This is a genomic window from Paenibacillus sabinae T27 (assembly GCF_000612505.1).
Taxonomy (GTDB): Bacteria; Bacillota; Bacilli; order Paenibacillales; family Paenibacillaceae; genus Paenibacillus_AQ; species Paenibacillus_AQ sabinae.
In genome coordinates, this window is record NZ_CP004078.1 from 910,700 (window position 1) to 928,457 (window position 17,758).

The 17,758-nt window shown below is 54.3% G+C and carries 17 protein-coding genes; 13 read left to right on the forward strand and 4 right to left on the reverse strand.

All coding sequences use genetic code 11. The features are described 5' to 3' along the window. The first annotated feature begins 117 nt into the window (after positions 1-117). The 6 genes from PSAB_RS04090 (at position 118) to PSAB_RS04115 (ending at position 3,968) form a co-directional block, all read left to right on the forward strand. A complete protein-coding gene (locus PSAB_RS04090) occupies positions 118-621 on the forward strand; it encodes a hypothetical protein (RefSeq protein ID WP_025333322.1) in 504 nt (167 codons plus the stop codon). Between the two features lie 13 nt (positions 622-634). Then, a complete protein-coding gene (locus PSAB_RS04095; RefSeq protein ID WP_025333323.1) occupies positions 635-1,816 on the forward strand; it encodes a YhgE/Pip domain-containing protein in 1,182 nt (393 codons plus the stop codon). A gap of 122 nt (positions 1,817-1,938) precedes the next feature. Further along, positions 1,939-2,694 carry a CPBP family glutamic-type intramembrane protease gene (locus PSAB_RS04100; RefSeq protein ID WP_025333324.1) on the forward strand — a complete coding sequence of 252 codons (756 nt, stop codon included), beginning with the start codon at positions 1,939-1,941 and terminating at the stop codon, positions 2,692-2,694. A gap of 34 nt (positions 2,695-2,728) precedes the next feature. Continuing rightward, on the forward strand, positions 2,729-3,115 hold the full coding sequence (locus tag PSAB_RS04105; protein WP_025333325.1) for an iron chaperone: 387 nt from the start codon (positions 2,729-2,731) through the stop codon (positions 3,113-3,115). Between the two features lie 31 nt (positions 3,116-3,146). After that, on the forward strand, positions 3,147-3,674 hold the full coding sequence (locus tag PSAB_RS04110) for a GNAT family N-acetyltransferase (RefSeq protein WP_025333326.1): 528 nt from the start codon (positions 3,147-3,149) through the stop codon (positions 3,672-3,674). 30 nt (positions 3,675-3,704) lie between these two features. Further along, entirely contained in the window at positions 3,705-3,968 is a 264-nt protein-coding gene (locus PSAB_RS04115; RefSeq protein WP_025333327.1) for a zinc ribbon domain-containing protein, read from the forward strand. On the opposite strand, the gene PSAB_RS26515 is transcribed toward PSAB_RS04115, so the two are convergent. Next, positions 3,928-4,116 (reverse strand): DUF6544 family protein, encoded by a 189-nt coding sequence (locus PSAB_RS26515; protein ID WP_420835622.1) that lies wholly within the window; start codon positions 4,114-4,116, stop codon positions 3,928-3,930. The genes PSAB_RS04115 and PSAB_RS26515 overlap by 41 nt on opposite strands. A gap of 147 nt (positions 4,117-4,263) precedes the next feature. Here PSAB_RS26515 and PSAB_RS04120 point away from each other — a divergent pair, with 147 nt between their 5' ends. Together PSAB_RS04120 and PSAB_RS04125 are read left to right on the forward strand one after the other, a co-directional pair. Beyond that, positions 4,264-5,499, forward strand: coding sequence for an FxLYD domain-containing protein (locus PSAB_RS04120; RefSeq protein WP_025333328.1), 1,236 nt, complete (start codon positions 4,264-4,266; stop codon positions 5,497-5,499). Positions 5,500-5,512: 13 nt separating this feature from the next. Next, positions 5,513-6,655: a S1C family serine protease gene (locus PSAB_RS04125; protein WP_025333329.1), complete on the forward strand. Its 1,143-nt coding sequence runs from the start codon at positions 5,513-5,515 to the stop codon at positions 6,653-6,655. A 105-nt stretch (positions 6,656-6,760) separates the two neighbouring features. On the opposite strand, the gene budA is transcribed toward PSAB_RS04125, so the two are convergent. Beyond that, a complete protein-coding gene (gene budA / locus PSAB_RS04130; protein ID WP_025333330.1) occupies positions 6,761-7,477 on the reverse strand; it encodes an acetolactate decarboxylase in 717 nt (238 codons plus the stop codon). A gap of 42 nt (positions 7,478-7,519) precedes the next feature. Continuing rightward, positions 7,520-9,214 (reverse strand): acetolactate synthase AlsS, encoded by a 1,695-nt coding sequence (alsS, locus tag PSAB_RS04135; RefSeq protein WP_025333331.1) that lies wholly within the window; start codon positions 9,212-9,214, stop codon positions 7,520-7,522. A gap of 293 nt (positions 9,215-9,507) precedes the next feature. Between alsS and PSAB_RS04140 the strand changes: the two genes are divergently transcribed. Continuing rightward, the gene (locus PSAB_RS04140; protein ID WP_025333332.1) at positions 9,508-10,929 is read left to right on the forward strand and encodes an NAD-dependent malic enzyme; all 1,422 of its coding nucleotides are present in this window, start codon (positions 9,508-9,510) and stop codon (positions 10,927-10,929) included. A gap of 108 nt (positions 10,930-11,037) precedes the next feature. On the opposite strand, the gene PSAB_RS04145 is transcribed toward PSAB_RS04140, so the two are convergent. After that, positions 11,038-12,570, reverse strand: a complete 1,533-nt coding sequence (locus PSAB_RS04145; protein ID WP_420835629.1) for an acetate--CoA ligase — start codon at positions 12,568-12,570, stop codon at positions 11,038-11,040. 295 nt (positions 12,571-12,865) lie between these two features. Here PSAB_RS04145 and PSAB_RS04150 point away from each other — a divergent pair, with 295 nt between their 5' ends. From PSAB_RS04150 to PSAB_RS26335, 4 genes are all read left to right on the forward strand, one after another. Beyond that, positions 12,866-14,356: a class I adenylate-forming enzyme family protein gene (locus PSAB_RS04150; RefSeq protein WP_025333334.1), complete on the forward strand. Its 1,491-nt coding sequence runs from the start codon at positions 12,866-12,868 to the stop codon at positions 14,354-14,356. Between the two features lie 127 nt (positions 14,357-14,483). Further along, entirely contained in the window at positions 14,484-16,451 is a 1,968-nt protein-coding gene (locus PSAB_RS04155; RefSeq protein ID WP_025333335.1) for an asparagine synthetase B family protein, read from the forward strand. After that, positions 16,448-17,362: a phosphoenolpyruvate carboxykinase (ATP) gene (locus PSAB_RS04160; RefSeq protein ID WP_025333336.1), complete on the forward strand. Its 915-nt coding sequence runs from the start codon at positions 16,448-16,450 to the stop codon at positions 17,360-17,362. Before PSAB_RS04155 ends, PSAB_RS04160 begins: the two co-directional genes overlap by 4 nt. Positions 17,363-17,561: 199 nt before the next feature. Continuing rightward, on the forward strand, positions 17,562-17,696 hold the full coding sequence (locus PSAB_RS26335; protein WP_264370891.1) for a hypothetical protein: 135 nt from the start codon (positions 17,562-17,564) through the stop codon (positions 17,694-17,696). Positions 17,697-17,758 lie beyond the last annotated feature (62 nt).

Here is a 17,758-nt window from a genome sequence, read left to right on the forward strand (position 1 = left end):
TACTTAACCGTACATCATGCTTTTTTATGTATACCCGAAAGTTATGTACGTTCGTCTCTATCTCCCGGGCCGTGGGTCCCCTAGACTTGGGCTTAAGACCGGGAAGGAGGTGAGACGGTGAAACGATCGGTGCGTTCCGCGGCGCTGCGAATGCTCCTTGGCTTCAGTTGGTTTTCTTACGCGTGGATCGCTCAATTTACGGACATTACCAAGCCGTACTTCGTCGTATTTTTAACGGCGGTTCTCGCGGCAATCATCATGATGAAGACGCGGGCTCGGGAAGAAGGCGAATTCAGCAGTGGGCGCAAACGCTGGGTTTACGGTTTATATGCACAGCAGATCATCTTGATCACCTCAAGCTATTTCATTCTTAAAAGTTTTGAGTATGAGCATATTTTCCCCAGCATTTTGTCGATGTCGGTTGGCGTGTTTTTCATGACTTTGGCGGGTTCTTCCGGGGATATATCGGCGTATGCGCTCGGATTCGCGTTGGTGCTCATTGGGGTTACCGGTTCATTTCTTTCCGTTGAAACACAGTGGAATGTAGAAATGTCCGCGGGAACCGTACTCTTCTTGACGGGGATCGTCCAGCTCATCTGGACAAAGAAATTAACAGGATAAAGGAGCGATTTGTATGAAAAATCTCGTAAAGACGTATGTGAAAAAGCCTCAAACGATTCTTGCCGTGGTAGTGGCCCTGATGGCTCAGCTTATTTTTTGCCTCGTATGGATGACGGCCTATGACGGTGTGCTGGACCGGACCGACCATTTGAAGGTTGCGATCGTGAACGAAGACGGCGAGTTCGGGAAAAATATTGAAAATCAGCTAAGCGGCACTCTGCCTTTTGAAGTAACGGCAATGTCCAAAGAACAGGCCATGGACGGCCTTGTGCACCGCAATGTCCATTTAATCCTGACGATTCCGGATCAATTTGGCGAAAAGTTAACCACTCCCGGCACGCAGGCCGTGCTGACTTACAGCATCAATGAATCCAATCCGCAGCTTACCAAGAGCGTAATGCAAACGGTCATCACGAAGGTTACGAATGAAATGAACCGCAACGCTTCGCTTCAAGGAACACAGATGGTCCTGGAGCAGTTGAAGCTTCCTTCGAATCAAGCGTCGCAAACCGCCGAGAGCCTGTTGAACAAGATCGGTTCGGATGTGAAATCCCTGAATCCGGTAAATGGCATGCATAATCAGATGGTTCCCATGATGCTCGTGCTGGCTTCCTATGTCGGTTCCATGCTGATGGCGATGAATATCCACCAGGCTTCGGAAGCGGTCGGGTCCGCGCTGACCAAATGGCAGCATTTCAGATTCCGCTTGCTGATTAACGGATTCGCCGCGGCTCTGATCTCCATCGTCGGCTCTTCGCTGATCGCGGTATTCGGCGGGCAAATGGAAAGCGGCTTTGGATTGTTCTGGATGTTCCATTTCCTGACGATGCTGACCTTCCTGTTCGTCGCGCAGCTATTCCTGACGATATTCGGGATGGCGGGCATGTTCATCAACATGACGATGCTGTCCATGCAGCTTGTCACTTCCGGAACGATCGTGCCGCGGCAAATGCTGAGCCATTTCTATCAATCGCTCGGCAGCTTCCTGCCTGCCACCCCTGCGGTTGAAGGGATCATGAATCTGCAATTTGGCGGACAGGATACGGCGAAGGATGTCTGGCTGCTGCTCTTGACGATTCTGGTCAGCGTCAGCATTACGGTCGTGATTACATTCCTCAAGAAACAGGAGGGTCTGAACAAGGTCTCTGAAGCTGAAAGAGACTCTGAAGGAGATTTGGCCACAAACGCCATTTAACCGCCGGTGATACACGGATTACCGGGGATGCGATAGAATGAAACCATTATGAGTCAAGGACGGGCGCTGATTCCTTAACAAGGGTCAGCGCTTCACGTCCCGTACATTTAAGGGGGATTTATATGGAGGCGCAATTGCAATCGCAAGGCTTGAAGAAGAGGATCGGCACGCCGGCAGTCCCGGTAAACCGGCCGCTCTTGATGGTCGCTGCACGAACCGTATGCTTTGCCTTGGTGCAGCTTATGTTTGTGCTCATTTACCGGGTTACCTGGCAGGAGTCGGTGGCATGGTGGCCTTTTTTTGCCGTTGCCGCCAATTTGATCTGCTTTGTGCTGCTGTCAATCTTTGCGAAGGCCGAGGGGAAGAGCTACCTGGACATTATTCATTTTGAGAAATCGAAGCTGCTGAAAGATATCAAGCAAATTTGGTGGGTGTTTATCGCAGCGGGGGTCGCCGGATTCATCGGGCTCAGCGGAGTCGGTTATTTCATCTACGGCAGTCTGACGCCGCCGGATCAAATGATTCAGCCCTTGCCTTTGTGGGCGGCTGTCGCGGCATTTATTTTGTTCCCCTTGACCAATGCGCTCGTGGAAGTACCTACATACATGGGGTTTTGCTTGCCCCGTTTTGAAGCGGTCTGGAAATCAACCGGGAAGGCGCTGGTGCTGCCGTGTTTTTTTCTGGCGTTTCAGCATTTTACACTGCCGGTTATCCTTTCGGATGTAACTTATATGATCTGGCACTTTCTCGGAATGATTCCGCTGGCGCTTGCTGTAGGCTTTATTTACATAAAAATAAGAAGGCTTGTTCCCATCATGATTGTCCATTATATTATGGATGTAATGACTGTCGTTGGCGTGCTGACGCTGTCTATGTAATGTGAGGCATACCCCGGAAAGGAGAAGGATTTGCATGAAAGAAAAAATCACATACGGGTCAATTGATGAGTATATTTCAACCTGTGCTCCTGAGGTTCAGGAAACACTTCAAACGTTAAGAAAAGTGATTCAGGAGGCGGCGCCGGACGCGAAGGAAAAGATCAGCTACCAGATGCCTACATTTGATCTCCACGGCAATCTTGTGCATTTTGCGGCGTTCAAAAAGCATATCGGCTTCTATCCGGCCCCGAGCGGAATCGAAGCGTTCCAGGAAGAAGTACAGAAATATCACAAGTCGAAGGGGACCCTGCAATTTCCCATGGATGAGCCGCTCCCGTATGACCTCATCAGCCGAATCGTAAAATACCGGGCTGCAAGCAACATCGCAAAGGCGGAAGCCAAATCGAAAAAGAAAAAGTAACATAATGAAGCAGACCGAAAGGAAGATACGTTTGAGTATTCGTTATGAAGTGATTTCCGAAGGGGAGATCGGCTGCATTAAGCATTTGTGCAATGAATTAATGGCTTATCAGCAGTCTAAAGCGCAGATCCGTCCGGAGCTGTTCGACAGCATGTGCTTTGAAACCCGTATGATTCCATCCGTCCGAAGCGCGAAAGCCAACTTTATTTTGGCGGCCAAAGACGGGGATGAGCTGGCAGGATATGTGTACAGCAATATTTCGCCGAAAGAGGTTTATGCGAATGAATTTGCTACTTTTTTTGATATGGATTCGGTGGCCAATGAGGATGTAGGCTGTCTTTCCCAGTTTTATTTAAAAGAGGGATATCGCAATAAGGGCATCGGCAGCGTGTTGTTCCAACGGTCCATGGATTGGCTGAATTCGTTCGAGTCCATCCGCGACCGGTTTGTTTTCGTGTCCAACGGGAATGATGCTGCGCTGAACTTTTATCAGGGTAAAGGCTTCAACATAAGCCACCAAATTCTAGACGGGTTCATCACCGTGTTGAGGAATACATAATTGCGAAGAAAGTTCGAAAGGGCGATTAAATTGGATAAAACATATAAAAATTGTCAGAGCTGCGGCATGCCGTTATCCCGCGACGAGCAGGGGGGCGGTACGGAGCAAAACGGCGATAAAAGCCCAAAATACTGCAGCCACTGCTACCAGAACGGCGAGTTTACGCTGCCTGATCTGACGGCGGAGCAAATGAAGGATAGAGTAAAGCAGAAGATGGCGGAGATGGGATTTCCGAAGTTTCTGGTCGGCCTCTTTACCCGAAATATTCATAAGCTCGAACGGTGGCGGTCTTGATGGAAATCTCGCACTGAAACCAGGTGAAATCTCCGGTCTTTTCCTTCCACACGATATCCGACCTTGAAGGAATACGAATTCCGTTAAACGCTTTGAACTCCTTGTTCACTCCGCCCCAGTCGCATAATTGAGCGCTGTCAATCCTCATCCACCCATATATTCCCTTCGAACATATGATATAGTGATAGATATCGACTATAGGTCTTAAGAACCGGCAAGATTCGCCTTAGTTCTTACAGTCTTCGCTTGGGGAGCGCGGCGTTTCGATAGATAAAGATTTTTGGGGGGAGCAAGGGTGTATTGTCATCAGTGCGGGGCGAAAAACGCTCCGGAACAAAAAACATGCGTCAAATGCGGCGCGAGACTGCTGACGGCGGAGGTGCGGCAGGCGGTTCTGGAGGTGGCTGCGGGAGCGGAGGCAATGCAGCGGCCGCCGGCGTACCGGCAGGGAGAGCCGGTGGCAAAGCGCGAAGATAAGGCCTCGGGAGCCGGAGGCGTCTTTCAGTGGCTGATTCCGCTGCTGTTTGCGGGATGCGTAGGTCTTGGTCTCATGCTGTATTACAGCCATGAACAGTCCGTGAACCGGACGGTGGCGGCACTGCACCAGCAGGCAAAGAAGGAGGCCTTGGCCGGGCGATATTCGCAGGCGGTCAAGCTGCTGGATGAGGCTTCGGCGAAGCGTCCCGGTTTCGCCGCTCTGCGCCGGGACCGCGACCTTGCGGCCAAGGCGGCGGGACTGCAGAGCCAGCTGAAGGAGGCCGCGGAGCAGTTGAAGGCGCAGAAGCTGGATTCCGGAGAAAAGGCGCTGAAGCAAATCGCCGCCGCGGTAAGCGAGCGGGAGGAACCGCTGTTTGCGCCGCTCAAGAAGGAGCTGGCGGCGGATCAGGTGAAGCTTACGGTAATGAAGGTGAAGAGCGGACTGGACAAGCTTCATACGGTGGACGCCTTGGCGGAGAAGCTGGACTCGCTTAACGGACTTTCCGGTCAAGAGGCGGCCGCGGTAAAGGCGCAGATCATCGGCAAAATTGTCGGGATCAGCTATGCGGCAGCCGAGAAGAAGCTTAGGGACAAGGACTTTGCCGGGGCCTTGGATGAGGTGGACGGCGGCCTGCTGTACGCCGCGGACAACGAGAAGCTGACGGCGTACCGGGAGCAGATCGTACAGGCCAAGCAGGAGTTCGAAGAGGCGGAGGCGAACCGCATCCGGCTCGCCGAGCAGAAAGCCGCGGAGGAAGACTTGAATAACCGGATGGCGGCTGTGGAGGTATCCGGGCTGCAGGTGGTTCTGGACGATTACGGCGATTTGCAAATCAGCGGAACGGTTACCAACAAGGCGACGCGGCCGATTGAATCTGTAAGCATCAGTCTCGATATTTACGATTTATCGGGGGCTTATCTGGGGAATACATATGCGAGCGTATCTCCCTATCGTCTGGAGCCGGGAGAGTCGGGGGATTTTTCCGCTTCGTATTACGGGGTATACAGCAAGGCCAAGGTTTCCGTGGCCAATGCGACCTGGTATTTGGAGTAGGGGGCGGAATAACATGCGTAAAGGAACTGCGATAAGCGTATTTTTCAGCATGCTGATCATAGGTTTAGGAGCTGTAGGCGCATACGGCATTCATCTTTGGACCGAGCGTCAGCTCAGCGGGGGGCCGCTGCTGGCGACGGGACAGGTCAAGGCGCAAGCGGCCGCTGCGCCGAAGACGGCCGTTAATGCGAAGAAGACGCGTAAAGAGATTATCGAAGACAGCCAGAAGCGCGTCGTCACGATAGAGAGCGGGGACGGGCTTGGCTCGGGCTTTTTGTACAACGCCAAAGGAGATCTGCTGACGAACGCCCATGTGGTGGCTGGCTCGCGGGAGGTTATGGTGCGTACGATGGACCACCGGGAATACACAGGACAGGTAATCGGTATCGGCACGGATTTGGATGTGGCAGTCGTACGTGTGCCGGAGCTTAAGGACACCCAGCCGCTTCCGCTTGCCCGCAGCGGTAAGGCTGAGGTCGGAGACGAAGTTCTGGCTCTGGGCAGTCCGCTGGGCCTGGAGAATACGGTAACGACCGGTATTATCAGCGGTGTGGGCCGCAGCTTCGACATCGAGCCTTATAGCTACAGTAATCTGTACCAGATTTCGGCTCCGATCACCCACGGCAACAGCGGCGGGCCGCTGGTGAGTGCCGATACCGGCGAGGTGCTGGGAATCAACTCTGCCGCCGCAACAGAGGAAGCGGGCATCGGGTTCAGCATTCCGATTGCGAATGTGTTGAAGCAGGCGGAAGAATGGTCGCAGCGGCCGATGGCCGAGCTGCCGGGTGCAAGCGGCGGCGGCTACGATACGGCTGAAAGCGATGGGCTAGAGGGCAGCCGGAGCCTCGTGGCGTCCTTCTATCAGAGCCTGAATGACGGCGATTATGTGACGGCGTACTCCCTGCTTGGCAGCGAATGGCAGAGCGGGACCGCTTATGAAGATTTCCGAAGCGGCTATCTGGAGACCGGCTATATTTCTGTCGGTACCCTATCGGCTGAGGAGCAGGGGGACGGAGCCTTGGTTACGGTCGATATTACGGCGGAAGAACGCCGGGACACGGGAACCGTGTATCAGACGTACCAGATGAGCTATTCGGTGGGGGTAGAGAACGGCAAGCTGAAGATTTTGCACGGTAAAGGCAAGAAAGTGGATTAAAAAGGGGCCATAGCCCCGCTTTTTCAGGCGTGAGAAGGCGGGCTATGGCTCTAAGTGTTAGCATCGTCGGTAATGAAAGCTGCGGTTTGGCGAACGCCAGCCTCTTTAGTAAGAGCCTTCGGCGATCATAATATCGCCTTCCAGGTTGGCAACGGATAGATCCTGTTTCAGGTACATGTCATCATGTGGAAGGGCCAGCTGGAAATCACGGCCGCTGCAAATGGAAATATCACCTCCTTCAAGGACAAAATCCAGCACATGTCCACCACCGTTGCGAGCCTCATTGATAAAATGCAGATGATACCCGGCCACTCCAATCCCTTGCGCGAAAGCGGGCGTCCAGAAACCGGCAATCACACCGTCCACATCGGCAAAATGAAAGGAAGGCTGGGACTTTGTCACTTCCACAAAGGGCGGATACGGTTTAGCCTGATGCGGGACCGTGCGGGTATTGACCTCCCGGAAATGTCCGTCGATCCGGATGGCATGAAACAGATTCGGGCTTTCAACCAGCCCGTCCAGCACCTTCTCCAGCTCGGGACGGGTAACCGCCTTATTCAACCGGGAGGTCTGCTGTTTTTCAAAAAAAGTCACGGTAGAGAACGGTGTGGTTTCGTCAAGACTGACTTTTTTGGCGGTTCCGTCCGGATACAAATGAAAGAATTGATCGTCAAAGGCGATCATCTCGCCGTCCAGCTCATGAAACGTGCCGATACCGAAATCCCCGTGCTTTTGGAGCTCTCCAAAAGTGACCGTCCCGTCATACAGTCCGCTAAGCAGTGCAATCATAGTCGAGGCTTGGTAGATTACATGATTATCCATTTGTCTGCAGCTCCTTTTTCTGGATGGTATGAAATGATCATATCAGTTTGCTTTATCAGGCAGCAGCTTTTCCCCGAGTTTGCCGCTGTCCCGGTAGTCAATCGGGATATCGACAACCACGGGGCCGATTTGGTCGAGCGCGCAGCGCAGCACTTCTTCGAGCTGTTCCGGCTTGTTGACCCGCAGCCCCACCGCGCCGAAGCTTTCGGCATACTGGACAACGTCAATGCTGCCAAAGTCTACGCCTGAGGTTCTGCCGTATTTGCCTATTTGCTGGAAGGCGACCATATTATAGGATCCGTCGCTCCAAACGATATGCACAAGCGGAAGCTTCAGGCGGACCGCCGTTTCCAGCTCCATCGAGGAGAAGAGGAACCCGCCGTCCCCGGATATGGAAACGACTTTTTCGCCCGGACGCACCAGCGCCGCGGCAATGGCCCAAGGCATTGCTACGCCGAGGGTCTGCATGCCGTTGCTGAAGAGCAGCCGGCGGGGCTCATAGCACCGGAAGTAGCGCGCCATCCAGATATAGTGCGAACCGACATCGCAGGTGACCGTTACCTGGTCGTCAATGAGCTTGCGCAGGGTGAGAATGAAATCCAGCGGGTGAACCCGCTCGGCGTGGGGAGAGCGGACGCCGGTTCCGTCCTGATCCAGCTTCTGCCGAAGCCCGTTCAGCAAGGAGAGCGATTCCGGGGGGAGGTGATAACTGGCCAAATGGGAGGTTAATGCTTCGACAGTCAGCGCAATGTTGCCGATTAATTCGATCACCGGCTGATAATCCTGATCGAAGTCGGCATGCCGGTTATCCAAATGATACACCTGCCGGACGCCTTCGCGATTCCACAGGTAGGGATCGTATTCTATCGGATTATAGCCGATCGTTAATACGGCATCGGCTTCTTTCAACAGAAGATCGCCGGGCTGGTTCGAGAATAGACCGACTCTGCCCATAAAATGCTCTTCCAGGTCGCGTGAGATGACGCCGGCGGCCTGAAAGGTTTCAACAACCGGAATGTCAGTGCCCCGGATGAGATTCCGGATCGCGGAGGTCACTTCCGGCGAGCTTGCCTTCATACCGAGCAGAATAACCGGGAGTTTGGCGTTGCGCAGTTTGTCTGCAGCCGCTTCGATAAGGACGGAGGGGGCGGTCCCAAGCTGAGGGGTGTTCAGGGGCCCGAAGCTGAAAGGGGCTGCTTCGCCGTGAAGGACATCCATCGGCAGGCTGACGAAGGCCGCTCCCGGCTGGGCGGTGGAAGCCTCGCGGAACGCGTTGGTAATCGCTTCGGCGATATTGTCCGGATGTTCGACTTCCACGCTGTATTTGGTGACCGGTTTGAACAGGCCGGCATTGTCCATCGATTGATGCGTATGCTTTAACCGGTCTGCCCGGGAGACGGCTCCCGCCAGCGCCACAACCGGGTCGCTTTCGGAGTTGGCCGTCGCGAGCCCCGTGACCAGATTGGAAGCCCCAGGGCCGGAAGTGACCAGGCATACCCCCGGCTTTCCGGTCAGGCGTCCGACAGCCGCCGCCATAAAAGCGGCGTTCTGCTCATGCCGGCAAACAATAAGTTCCGGGCCTCGTTCCCGCAAAACGTCAAATACGGCGTCGATTTTTGCTCCGGGAATTCCGAAAATGTACCGAACCCCTTGCGATATCAAACTGTCAACAACCAGATTGGCACCATTTGTCGCGGCGATCGCCGTAGAGAGAGTTGATTCTGCTTCCGCACTCATCCTATCCATCTCCTTGTCTCTGAAATCTTTGAAAATCCATTTCCTTTTCAAAATTTCCATGAATATACAGAAAGCGCAATGCCAACACCTATTATATTACCAAAAAAAGTAAAATCAAGTGAAGAAATTTCAAACATCTATTGTTATAAATAACATAAGTTTACATTAATGCTCTTGGCGAAGTATCTAGTTCAATCATTAAAATTTGATAAATCCATGGCCGGCACAGTCCTATGAAAGCGTTGTCTATGGTATAGTGAAAGCAGGAGTCACAGGACAAAAGGGGGCTTACCATGACGATTGCAACTACGATGATTATCCGGCTGGATATCGAGAAATCGGTCGCTTCTTTCGGAGATGTCGCTTCCGCGATTGCCGCGGCTGGCGGGGATATTGTCGCCATCGACGTGATCCGCGCGGGCAGGGAGATCACGACCCGGGACATTACGGTCAACGTGCAGGACGCCGGCAACGAGGAAATCATCCGCGTGCTGTCCGGCATGCCCGGGATTAAAGTGGTCAATGTATCCGACCGGACGTTCCTTGCCCATCTTGGCGGCAAGATCGAGGTCAACCCGAAGCTGCCGATCAAGAACCGCGAGGATTTGTCCCAGGTCTATACGCCGGGGGTGGCGCGCGTCAGCCTGGCTATCGCGGAGGATAAATCGAAAGCGTATACATTGACGATGAAGCGCAACACGGTGGCGGTTGTGACGGATGGAACGGCGGTGCTTGGCCTCGGAGACATCGGACCGGAAGCGGCTATGCCTGTGATGGAAGGCAAGGCGATGCTGTTCAAGCAGCTGGCGGGAATCGACGCTTTTCCGCTCTGTCTCGATACGAAAGATCCGGATGAAATCGTCCGAATCGTCAAAGCGGTCGCCCCCGGCTTCGGCGGTATCAACCTGGAGGATATTTCCTCGCCCCGCTGCTTCGGCATTGAGCGCCGGCTGGCGGAGGCGCTGGATATCCCCGTCTTCCATGACGACCAGCACGGGACGGCGGTCGTCGTTCTGGCAGGACTGCTGAACGCGCTCAAAGTGGTCGGCAAGCCATTTGAGACCGCCCGGATCGTCGTTGCCGGAATCGGCGCGGCAGGCGTCTCCATCTGCAATCTGCTGCTGTCGGCCGGAGCGGGACATGTCTGCGCGGTGGACAAGGAGGGCATTCTCTGCAAGAACATGCCCTACACCAACGAAGAATGGCGGCTGCTTGCCGAATCTACCAATCCGGAAGGGATAACGGGCCTGCTGGGGGAAGCGGTAAAAGGGGCCGATGTGTTCATCGGGGTGGCGGGCGCCGGTATTCTGAGCGTCGAGCATGTCCGGAGCATGGCTCCGGAGAGCATCATCTTCGCGATGGCCAATCCGATCCCCGAAATCCAGCCGGAGCTGGCCGAGCCGCATGTGCGCGTTCTGGCGACGGGAAGGAGCGACTATCCGAACCAGATCAACAATGTGCTGTGCTTCCCCGGGATCTTCCGCGGCGCGCTTGACTGCCGGGCACGGACCGTGAATCTGGAGATGAAGCTGGCGGCTGCCCAGGCGATCGCGGCGGTTGTTCAGCCCGATGAGCTCAACGAGCTGTACATTATCCCCAGCATTTTTAATGAAAAAGTGGTTGAGCACGTGCGAGCCGCTGTCATTGAAGCGGCCATCCGTACCGGATCGGCGCGCCGGATACCTCCGGATTTTGCGGGGAGGCAGGAGAAATAAAGCAGCGGCAAACCGGCAAAAAAAGACAAGCAAAAACAGCCCCGCCAGGCCTGATGCCTGACTGGGCTGTTGGTATTCAAGCGGACTAAAGCCGGAAGCTTTAGTTACTCAGGCGTGAGCAAATTCCCTCGCCCGCAGCTCGACCCGGCGGATTTTGCCCGAGCTTGTCTTCGGAAGGTCGGAGACGAACTCGATTTTGCGCGGGTATTTATAAGGAGCCGTAATTTGCTTGGTGTGGGCCTGCAGCTCCTTCACCAGCTCCGGCGAAGCGGCGCTCTCATCCCGCAGAACGACAAAGGCTTTGACCACATGGCCCCGGATTTCGTCGGGACTGGCTACGACCGCGCATTCTTTGACGAGGGGATGCTTCATGAGCGCTTCCTCTACCTCAAAGGGGCCGATCGTGTAGCCGGAGCTGATTATAATATCGTCGCCCCGGCCCTCAAACCAGAAGTAGCCGTCCTCGTCCTTGGATGCCCGGTCGCCGGTAATAAAGTAATCGCCGTGCGTGACGCTCGCTTTGCGTTCCGGGTCTTTGTAGTAGGTCTTGAACAGAGCCGGCATGTTCACATGCACAGCAATGTCGCCGACCTCTCCCGGAGGAAGCGGGATGCCGTTCTCGTCCACCACTTCGATCATGCCCTGCGCCGTCGCCCGGCCCATGGAGCCGATCCGGATCGGCATGTCCTTCAGCGTACCGATCAGCAGCGTGCTTTCCGTCTGGCCGTAGCCGTCCCGGATCGTGATGCCGAAATGGCGGTTGAACTCGTTGATGACCTCCTGGTTCAGAGGCTCCCCGGCAGACACCGCGCAGCGGAGGCGGGAGAGGTCGTACCGGCCGAGTCCGTCAATCTTGGCCATAAGCCGGTACTCCGTCGGCGTACAGCACAGGACGTGGATTTCCCGGTCCTGAATCAGCTGCAAATACCGGTTCGGATGAAACGAACCGTTGTAGACAAAGCCGGTGGCTCCGTTGCCCAGCACGGACAGGAACGGGCTCCAGATCCACTTTTGCCAGCCTGGAGCAGCCGTGGCCCATACCGTATCCGATTCCCGGATGTCGAGCCACAGCGAGGTGATGCGCAAATGCGCGTAGCCCCAGCCGTGGGTATGGGCGACCGCCTTCGGGTTGCCGGTGGTACCGGAAGTGTAGGCGAGGATCGCCATGTCATCCCGGCCGGTGGTAACGGCGGCATAAGTATCCGGCTGGCCTTCCATCAGCTCGTTCAGCTCCAGCCAGCCTTCTTCGGCTTCTCCGGCGTCCTCGGACACCGAGAGACGGAAATCAAGAGCCGGAAGATCCTCCGCGATTTTATTCACTTCTCCCGTAGCCTCCGACCAGCAGATCACGGCTCTGGTTTCAGAGTGGCGAAGGCGGTAGGACAGATCCTTCGCGCGCAGCATTTCCGACGAAGGAATGATGACGAGCCCAAGCTTCAGGCATGCCAGGTAGATCACATAGGCGATAATCCGGCGCGGAACCATAACGAGCACCCGGTCGCCCTGGCGCAGCCCAAGCTCCGCCAGCCCGCCGGCCAGCCGATTGGCCCGCTTCAGCAGGTCACCATACGTAATTTCCTCATATTCCCCTTTGTCGCTTAACCATTTCAATGCAAGCTTGCCGGAAGGATGGCGTTCCATCTCCGACGTAATATTGTAACGCTCCGGAGCTATCCATTGCTTATAATCCAATACCAACATCTCCTTCATAGGCGCAAGGTGTCTTCATTCATAAAAGTACAGCTGGTGTTCTCTCTTATTGTAGCATGAACTCTTAGTACCAGATGCTAATTTAAATGTCGATATAAAAAATATTCTTGGTGCAGCTATCCGGACGTGAGCTTTATAATAAACGTTCTCGTTCTTTATAGAGTACATTGAAGATGATACATTAATACAAGTCCGAATAATCCATCGTACATTGGGGGAACGGATCATGGAGAATACACAGGGGTCCAGCAGAGATACGGTTTCGGAGCTGCTCAGGAAGCGGGCGGCCTGCGCCCCTCGAGATATAGCCTACAGCTACCCGGAATGGGAGCAGCATTACACCTGGTCCGACATGTGGGAGAACGCCTCCGCTTTGGCCAAAGGTTTGCTGCGCCTTGGAGTGGCAAAGGGCGACCGGATCGCGCTGCTCATGCAGGGAAGAATGGAGATGATCCTGGCGATGTTCGGTGCGGCCTGTATCGGCGCCATCATCGTTCCGCTAAATGCATACTCCAAAAAGAATGAGCTCCGGGGTTATCTGGACGATGCCAAGCCTGAAGTCTTGATTATCGGAACGGAAGGGTATGGCCAGTGCTATCCCGCGCTTGTCCGGGAACTGATCGCCGAATCGGACCAGGAACACCCGTGGATTCCTTCCCATGTATTCGTGGCGGGCGGGGATGAGGAGACCGAACTGCCGTTTCTTCCTTTTTCGGATCTATATGCGCTGGCCGGCCAAATCCGGGAAGGGGAGTTCCTGGAAGCCTGCCAAGCGGTAAGGTCTGAAGATCCGCTAATTCTTCTTTACACCTCGGGAACGACGGGACGGCCCAAGGGCGTCCTTCGTACAACCTCATCTTTTCTGGTATCGGAAGGCGGCTTCGCGCAGCGCAGCAGAGCAGCCGAGTGGCTTACCCGTCTAAGTGACCGCATCATCCGGAAATTCTCACTCATGAACCTGCTTCCTCTGCACCATCTGGGCGGCTTTGCCGCGATATTTACCGGACTGAAAGCCTGCAATATCCGGATCGTCATGCTCAGCCATTTCCATCCTGTGAACGCTTTATCGATGCTGGAGCGGGAGAAGTGTTCGATCCTGTCAGGAACCCCGTTTATGATTCAGCGCCTGCTTGCCGTTCCGGGACGGGAAGGCTGCAGCTTGTCGTCACTCCTCGGCGTTGTGTTTACGTCGCCGGCGGAGAACAGCGCTTTGCTGAAAAATATAATCCATGACCCGCAATTGAAGCTCGTGTTCTTCATGGTCAGCTACGGATCGTCCGAAGCAGGCTCGGTTTCGAACGGCGTCTGCTTCGTGAATCGCCGAAAGAATGCGGCGTTGTCCATGCTGTTCAAACTGCTGAACTACTCCAATCTGCTCAGCGGGCGCATCGATCCCGGCGAATTTGAAGCCGGAGACTGGATCCATGGGGGAAAGGTGGACCGCGGAGTGCAGGTCCGCATCGTGAATCCGGATACGGGGGCGGTCCTTTCCTGCCTCGAGCAAGGCGAAATTCATATCCGGAGCCACCGGGTCATGCGCTATTATACGGAGAAGCAGAATGGCTCTTCGTTCACGGAAGACGGCTGGTACAAATCCGGGGATTTGGGATTTTTGGATGACAGGGGCCAGCTGAAAATCACCGACCGAATGAAACGCATCTCGCGGGGCGGAGAAACAATATCTCCCGCTGAAATGGAACGCGATAAATGTTGTTGAGCCTGGTTTGGAGACTTTGTTCTTTATAAAGCACGAAAAAGATGATACATTAAGTACAAATCTTGGATGCAAGCAATTGTGCCGCCTGGCATTATCGGGCGTTAAGCTTCAGATCGGGAGGGTCAGGATGGGTGCGATCAGTGGATTTTACAGGTTTGGAATGGATACGGATGCCGCCCCGGACGGCGCGTCCATTTTCGGAAAATTGAAAGTCTTCGCGTTTGACCGGGCCGCGGAATGGGCCGATTCGTCTGTGCATCTGGGCTGCGGCATTCAGTACAACACCCCTGAATCGACAAGGGAGGAGCTACCTCGCTTAAACTCAGTCGGCACCCTGGCCATTACGGCGGATGCGATCATTGACAACCGGGCGGAGCTGCTGGAGCAGTTCAACCTTAAAGACGGGTCTTCGGACGTTATAACCGACAGCGAGCTGATTATCCGGGCTTACGAGTCCTGGGGGCACGCCTGCCCCCTGCATCTTGTCGGCGATTACGCGTTTGCGATTTGGGATATCGGCAAGGAGGAGCTGTTTGTCGCCCGCGACGCCATGGGATCGAGGACGCTGTACTATACGTCCGAGAACGGTTATTTTGCCTTCTGCACCGTAGAGACCCCCTTACTCAGTCTGTCCGGTAAGCCGGGCGAGCTGAATGAGAAGTGGATCACCGATTTTTTATCGATTGACGGAATACAGCATGAACTGGAATGTGAAGGCACCGTTTACCGGGGGATTTACCAGCTGCCGCCCGCTCACTATGGAATCGTCAATATGAAGGGTCTGGTCACAAAAAGGTATTGGGAGCCGCTGAAGGACATCAAGCCGATCGTGTATGGCAGTGACAAAGAGTATGTCGAGGCCTTTAACCGGTGCTTCTCCGAAGCGGTGGCGTGCCGGCTGAGAAGCGCGGGCGAGACCGGGATTTTTCTGAGCGGCGGGATGGATTCCGGTTCGATTGCCTCGGTTGCGGCCCCATTGCTCGCGGATCAGGGGAAAAAGCTGTACGGCTTCACCTCCGTCCCGGTGTCCGGGTTCAGCGGGCGGCCGTCCGGAACGGCCATCTACAACGAATCCCGTGAAGTGGAGCTGATCGGACAAGCTTATCCCAACATCGATATCACTTACGGAAGCTTCCCCGGCAAGGATTGCCTGACCGACGCCGATGAACTGCTTCGAATCTTTGAGCAGCCTTATAAAATCTTTCAGAACATGACCTGGTATCACTCCTTCCTGAAGATGGCCGCCGGCCAAAAATGTACGGTGATGCTGAACGGCCAGACCGGAAACAGCACGATCTCATACGGCAATTTCGGGGTTCAACTAGCGACGCTGTACAGACAAGGAAGAATCGCTGCGGCGGCCAGGGAAATCTATCAGTTCAGCAAATTGGCGAAGGCGCCGGTAAGGAAGGTGCTGAAAAGCGCAATTCCCGTAGTCATGCCATACCGTTTGAGCGTGTGGAAGCACCGAAGGGAGCTTCGTACGTTCGATCGCTTTGAGAACATGGTGATCAAGAGGTCGCTAATCCAGAAATGGGGTGTAGTCCAAGCTCTCGACCGGATAGGAGCCAATACGCTGATCAGCCGTTTTCCGGACTATGAGGAAGACCGAAAGGCTAGAACGAGCCCTCTGCCTTTTGCGCATATAGGAGCGGTGGAGACCAAGTTATCACTGGCCCATGGAATTACGATCCGCGATCCATCCCGGGATAAGCGGGTCTTCGAATTCTGCATGGCCATTCCCCCCGAGCAGTTTGTACGGAACGGACAGGACCGTTATTTGCTGCGGCGGGCCATGAAAGGCATCCTTCCGGACCCGATCCGGCTCAATATCCGGACCAAGGGGCAGCAAAGCGCGGACTGGATCTACAGGCTTGCTCCGCAGTGGTCCGGGGTTCTCGCCGAAGCGGAGAGGGCGCTTGCGCAAGGCGGCCTGGACCCATACGTGGACAAGGATAAGCTGAAGGAGAAGCTTGCCAGGGCCAGCCGGGACGCAAGCGAGAATGATGAAAATCTGATCCGGTCGATTGTCATTACCGTTATTTTCGCCAGATTTCTAAGAGCATTTAATCCGACACCCGAGGTGGTACAATGAGCGATCCCGATTTCGAGTTTCGTTATAAGGCGTTTGGCCTGAATATCGCTTCTAATTTCCTGCTCGAAGGGCTGCTGCCCGCGGACGGGGAGCCGGAGGTCTATATCCGTGAGGGAAAGGTGCCTGTCGACATGCCCGGTCCTCCGGGTTCTTATGGGTACACTCTTGTCGGAGACGACGGTTTTGCCTTTCGCGTCAAGGATATCGGCACCTTTCTCGTAACGGGCGGCACACAGATTCTGGCGGAACGAACCGAAGGCTGCGAGCCGGGTGCCCATGTGCTGTTCATTCTGGGTACCTGCATGGGTGTGCTCCTGTTCCAGCGCGGCCTGCTTCCGGTTCACGGCAGCGCGCTGGCGCTGGAGGGCAAGCATATGATCGTGACCGGGCATTCGGGTGCGGGCAAGTCTACACTTACAGCGGCATTGATCCAGCGCGGCTGCGCTTTTCTGGCGGATGATATCGCGGCGCTCCAGGAGGACGAAAACGGTGATCCGTGGATTATGCCCGCCTTTCCCAGACAAAAGCTGTGGCGGGATACGGCCGAGCAGATTTTTGGCAGTGTGGATTCATTGGAACGAATTCCGGGTATAAGGGATAAGTATCATGTATCGATGGACAGCGGGTTTATCGAGGCCCCCCGAAGGCTTGACGCCCTCTTTGAATTGTCCACTCATCCGGGAGCGGAGGTCATTGTCTCCGAGGTGAAAGGACCGGATAAGCTGATGGCCGTATTAAGGAATATTTATCGATCCGAGTTTGTGGAGCTGATGGGTAAGCAGGGAGAACATTTTATGCGGTGCTCTGCGCTTGCCGCCCGGATCCGTGTTTTCCATATCGAACGTCCGGAGAATGGTTTTACGGTTGATGAACAAATCAAGGACATAATTCATAATTTAAGCGTTTTATAATTGGGTAATAGTAAATTTTTATGTCATTTTATTGAATTTATGGAATTGGTTATGCCGAAATCGTTCGCAATAACGTCCGAAAATTCTTGATTTTTTGAATTATCTATTGTATTGTAATATCAAATATTGCCAGTGACATCGAGGTTAACAGGGAATGTGCGGGGCAATGGCGATATTTAAATATCAGGAGGTGGAGTATATGATTAAAAAGGTGTGGGAAAAGCCAGAAGTGAAGGAACTGAAGGTGAGCGGCACTGAGTATGGCACGAAAATTACCCCTAAGGTTGACGCCACCTGGACGGACGGAACGCATATTTTTTACTCTTTCAGCTAATTGATTTTAAACGAAGGAGACCTCAAACGGTTTACGGTTTGAGGTCTCCTTTAATGTTGATA